Origin of the sequence: uncultured Rothia sp. (assembly GCF_937976295.1) — a bacterium.
Lineage (GTDB): Bacteria > Actinomycetota > Actinomycetes > Actinomycetales > Micrococcaceae > Rothia.
In genome coordinates, this window is the sequence record NZ_CALJRY010000166.1 from 1 (window position 1) to 3,784 (window position 3,784).

Annotated in this window: 4 protein-coding genes; 1 reads left to right on the forward strand and 3 read right to left on the reverse strand. The window is 62.9% G+C overall.

Features of this window, described 5'->3' with window-relative positions; translation table 11 throughout:
- Nucleotides 1-143: 143 nt before the first annotated feature.
- Nucleotides 144-1,541 (reverse strand): chloride channel protein, encoded by a 1,398-nt coding sequence (locus Q0216_RS04550; protein WP_298593272.1) that lies wholly within the window; start codon nt 1,539-1,541, stop codon nt 144-146.
- Nucleotides 1,542-1,912: 371 nt separating this feature from the next.
- On the opposite strand from Q0216_RS04550, the gene proC reads away from it, so the two are divergent.
- On the forward strand, nt 1,913-2,758 hold the full coding sequence (proC, locus tag Q0216_RS04555) for a pyrroline-5-carboxylate reductase (protein WP_298593274.1): 846 nt from the start codon (nt 1,913-1,915) through the stop codon (nt 2,756-2,758).
- A 155-nt stretch (nt 2,759-2,913) separates the two neighbouring features.
- On the opposite strand, the gene Q0216_RS04560 is transcribed toward proC, so the two are convergent.
- The gene (locus Q0216_RS04560; protein ID WP_060824354.1) at nt 2,914-3,576 is read right to left on the reverse strand and encodes a TrkA family potassium uptake protein; all 663 of its coding nucleotides are present in this window, start codon (nt 3,574-3,576) and stop codon (nt 2,914-2,916) included.
- Nucleotides 3,569-3,784, reverse strand: a 216-nt coding sequence (locus Q0216_RS04565; RefSeq protein WP_298593277.1) for a potassium transporter TrkG, incomplete at its 5' end; no start/stop codon positions are given. The genes Q0216_RS04565 and Q0216_RS04560, both read right to left, overlap by 8 nt.

Below are 3,784 nucleotides of genomic sequence, written 5' to 3' on the forward strand. Positions count from 1 at the left end.
TTAGCCTTTTCGTCGATAGGTTAGTGTCTTCACTGCGGGTTAAAGACCCACGGTGAAGACACTAACCTATCGAAAACCTCGGTCTAAAAAGTGGGCGGCCCCGAACACTTCCGCATCCGGGGCCGCCCGCCACCTGTCAGAGCCTATTTCTTAGCGCCGAACGCCCCCGTCCACGCCCAGCGCGTCAGCACCGCCGTGCCCACCGCAACCGCCATCGGTAGCCATGCACTCGCACCCTGACCCGTAAAACCAATCAACAACGTCAACGCAGACAGCGGCGCATTCATCGACACGCCCAAAAACGCCGCCGTACCCGTCAACGCCGCCGCATACAACACCATCGACGCGCCACCCGGCACCCCGTCCAAACCGGGGAACGCCCACAGCACCAGCGCCGCCACACAAAACGCAGCCGCCGCACCCAACGCCAAACCCGGCGTCAACGTACCGCCATACGAACCCGAACGCAGACTCAACAACACTACGGCAGCCTTCGCCACGCACAACGCCAACACATACACAGCCGCCGCTGCAGACAAGCCGCCCGCCGCCGCATCCAAAGACACATCAAACGTGTGCTGAGTCAGCAGGCGACCATTACCCAGAATCTCTGGAAGCCACAGCGAAACCACCGCGACCAGCACAAACGCCACCGGAATACGCCACAAAAGAGAACGGTCCTTCGCCTTAATCTTCTCCGCACGCTGCGACAACGCCCTAAAACCCAACGCCAACGGAGCCAACACCACACCCGTCAACGCCGCAACCGTCAGCGTCGTCGCATCCAACGGAAGTTGCGGCACCGGGTACGTCGGCGCACTCGAAATCACCAGATTCGCCGTGACCGTCGCCGTCCACACCGTCACCGCACCCACATACAGCGACCACAAGCTCAGGCCCGCAGCCATCGCCTCCACAAGGTACACCAGACCACCAACCGGCACCTGATACACCGCCGCCAAACCGGACGCCGCACCCGCCGCCACCAGCAGACGACGCTCACGATCACCCAACAGCGGCGAACCATCCGGGCGAGTGCCACCCACACGCTCCAGAAAACGCGCGCACCGACCCGCAGCCAGCGCACCCAGCTCACGCGGCGCGACCTCCTTACCCACAGGGGAACCCGCACCCACCGCAACAATCTGAATCACCGAATGCGAAATCTGCCGCCACAGCGACGGCGCACGATCCTCCTCAGTAGCACCGGCAATCTGCGACTTCACGCCGACCACACGCCGACCGCCGGACTGCAAGTAGTACCAAACCAACGCCACAAACGGACCCAACGCCGCCAAAACCAGGGCACGACGCGCCGGGTCAGCGCCGTCAGTGACCATCGGGTGATGCCCCTCAGCCTGACCGAAAGTTAGCTCCTGCATAAAGTCCAGAACATAGTGCAGAACAATCGCACCCAGGCCGCTGAACACGCCCGTGACCAGCGCGGCAAGGGTCAGCCCCAGCAGGAGGCGAAATGAAAAAGAGCGGGAACCCGCAGGATTCTGCGGGCTATTTGAGGAGGAACCAGTATGAGAAGACATAGAAAAAAGGGGTTTGTGCGTTGCGTGCTGTGTGTTGTTGAAAGCCTCATGCCCGGCACAAACTGCCGCGGTTGAAGCTGCTTTCATTCTACTCCCGCGCTTTTGGCGGCTCGTGGACGGGCCACAAGGTGAGAGCAAGGTGAGAACAAGGTGAGAAGCTAAGCCCGGCGCATAGGGATGCGGTACATGGGCGCGGTGTATGGGCACGCTGAGTGAAGCCGCCGCGTAGAAAGCCTAGAAGAAGCACGAGCCAGGTCACACGCCCGTAGCCGCACCCGCTATGCTGGAAGGGTACGCCTCCACACGCCCGCCGCGCACAGCACACCGCGTGCTCCGGCAGGGCGCAGGCACCCCATTAGGAAGGATCAACGATGACCGCAACTATTGCTTTTCTCGGCACCGGCTCCATGAACGGCTCCATCGCCGCAGGTCTGCTCGCAGCCGGCCACGACCCCGCACACATCCGCGCCACCGTGCGTAGCGAAGAATCTCACGCCGCCCTCGCCCAGCGCCTCGGCGACCAGGTAGAAATCATCACCACCGGCGGCGAAGCCGACGGCAACCACAAGGCAACCGCCCACGCAGACGTCGTGCTGCTCGGCGTGAAGCCTTACGGCATCGTCGAACTTGCCCGCGACATCGCACCCGCCCTCGCACCGAACGCCGTTGTGGTGTCCGTTGCTGCTGGTGTGACCCTCGAAACCCTCGCCGAGTGCCTTCCCGCAGGTCAGCCCATTGTTCGCTGCATGCCGAACACCCCCTCCTCCGTGGGCAAGGGCGTGCTCGCCATCTCCACCACCGACACCGTGAAGGAGGAGCAGAAGAAGCTCGTCGAAGAGGTCCTGGGCACCGTCGGTCTGGTCGTTGAGGTCCGCGAAGACCAGATGGACGCGGTCACCGCAGTCTCCGGTTCTGGCCCGGCATACGCGTTCCTGCTTGCGGAGGCGATGGCAGCCGCCGGCGAGAAGCTCGGCCTGGATGCAGACACCGCGCTCAAGCTTGCCAGCGCAACCGTTGCCGGTGCGGGCTTCCTGCTCGACACCAACCCGGATGCGCCCGCCCTGCGCCGCGCCGTGACCAGCCCGAACGGCACCACCGAGCGTGCACTGAACACCTTCGTGGACGGTGGCCTCTTCCAGCTGACCGAGGACGCGATGCGCGCCTGTGCGGCACGTTCGGCGGAAATGAGCCAGCTGTACACCGCTGACGAGGACTAATACCGTCTGGTAGCATCCTCCTGACTAGCTGAAACTACAGAAAAACAGCCTCCTCCCGGCAGAACGGGAAGAGGCTGTTTTTCTATGTCTAATCGCGGGCTCCTCAAAACCAGCAGAGCTGGGGAAGATAACCGCCGCAGCGCGGAAAAACGCGCTTAGGGCCGCGCCGCGAAACGCTCAATCAGATCCACCTGACCGGACACGATCAGAATGTCGCGCGAGTGAATGCGGGTGGTCGCGTCCGCGTAGGTGAAGTCCTCACCGGGGGACTTAATACCGACCACGGACACACCGTACTTGGAGCGGATATCCGACTCAGCGAGGGTGAAGCCGTGAGTTTCCTTCGGCGGGCGCATCTTCGCAATCGCGAAGTCGTCATCAAACTCAATGTAGTCCAGCAGTCGACCCGAGACGAGGTGCGCGGCGCGGCGGCCGGCGTCCGCCTCCGGGTAGACCACGTGGTGCGCGCCAATACGCTCCAGAATCTTGCCGTGCGCGGGGGTGATAGCCTTCGCCCAGATACGCTCCACGCCAATGTCTACGAGGTTCGCGGTAATCAGCACGGACGCCTCCACGGAGGTGCCCACACCCACCACGGCGGAACCGAACTCGTCCGCGCCCAACTGGTGCAGGGTGTCGATATCGGTCGCATCGGCGGAGACCACGTGGGTCAGCACGCCGGACCACTTCTGCACCAGTTCGGGGTCCTTCTCAATCGCGAGAACCTCTTTATTCTGCAGGCGCAACTGAGCAGCCACTGCTGAACCGAAGCGGCCCAGGCCGATCACGAGAACGGGGGCGTTATGTGCACTAGCCAATGGTCGGCCTTTCTTCGGGGAACTTGTAGAGGCGGCGGCGTGAACGCATTGCCAGGCCGGTTGCGGCGGTTGTTGTACCCACACGACCAATGAGCATCAGAACGCTGAGCACGTATACGCCTGCCGGAGGTAGGCTGGCGGAGAGGCCGTTCGAGAGGCCGCAGGTCGCGAAGGCGGAGATGACCTCGAAGATGACTTCTTTGAGGTC

Excerpts from the sequence above, each read along its gene's own strand:
- Q0216_RS04550 (WP_298593272.1), bottom strand. The coding sequence starts at position 1,541 with ATGTCTTCTCATACTGGTTCCTCCTCAAATAGCCCGCAGAATCCTGCG.
- proC (WP_298593274.1), top strand. The coding sequence starts at position 1,913 with ATGACCGCAACTATTGCTTTTCTCGGCACCGGCTCCATGAACGGCTCC.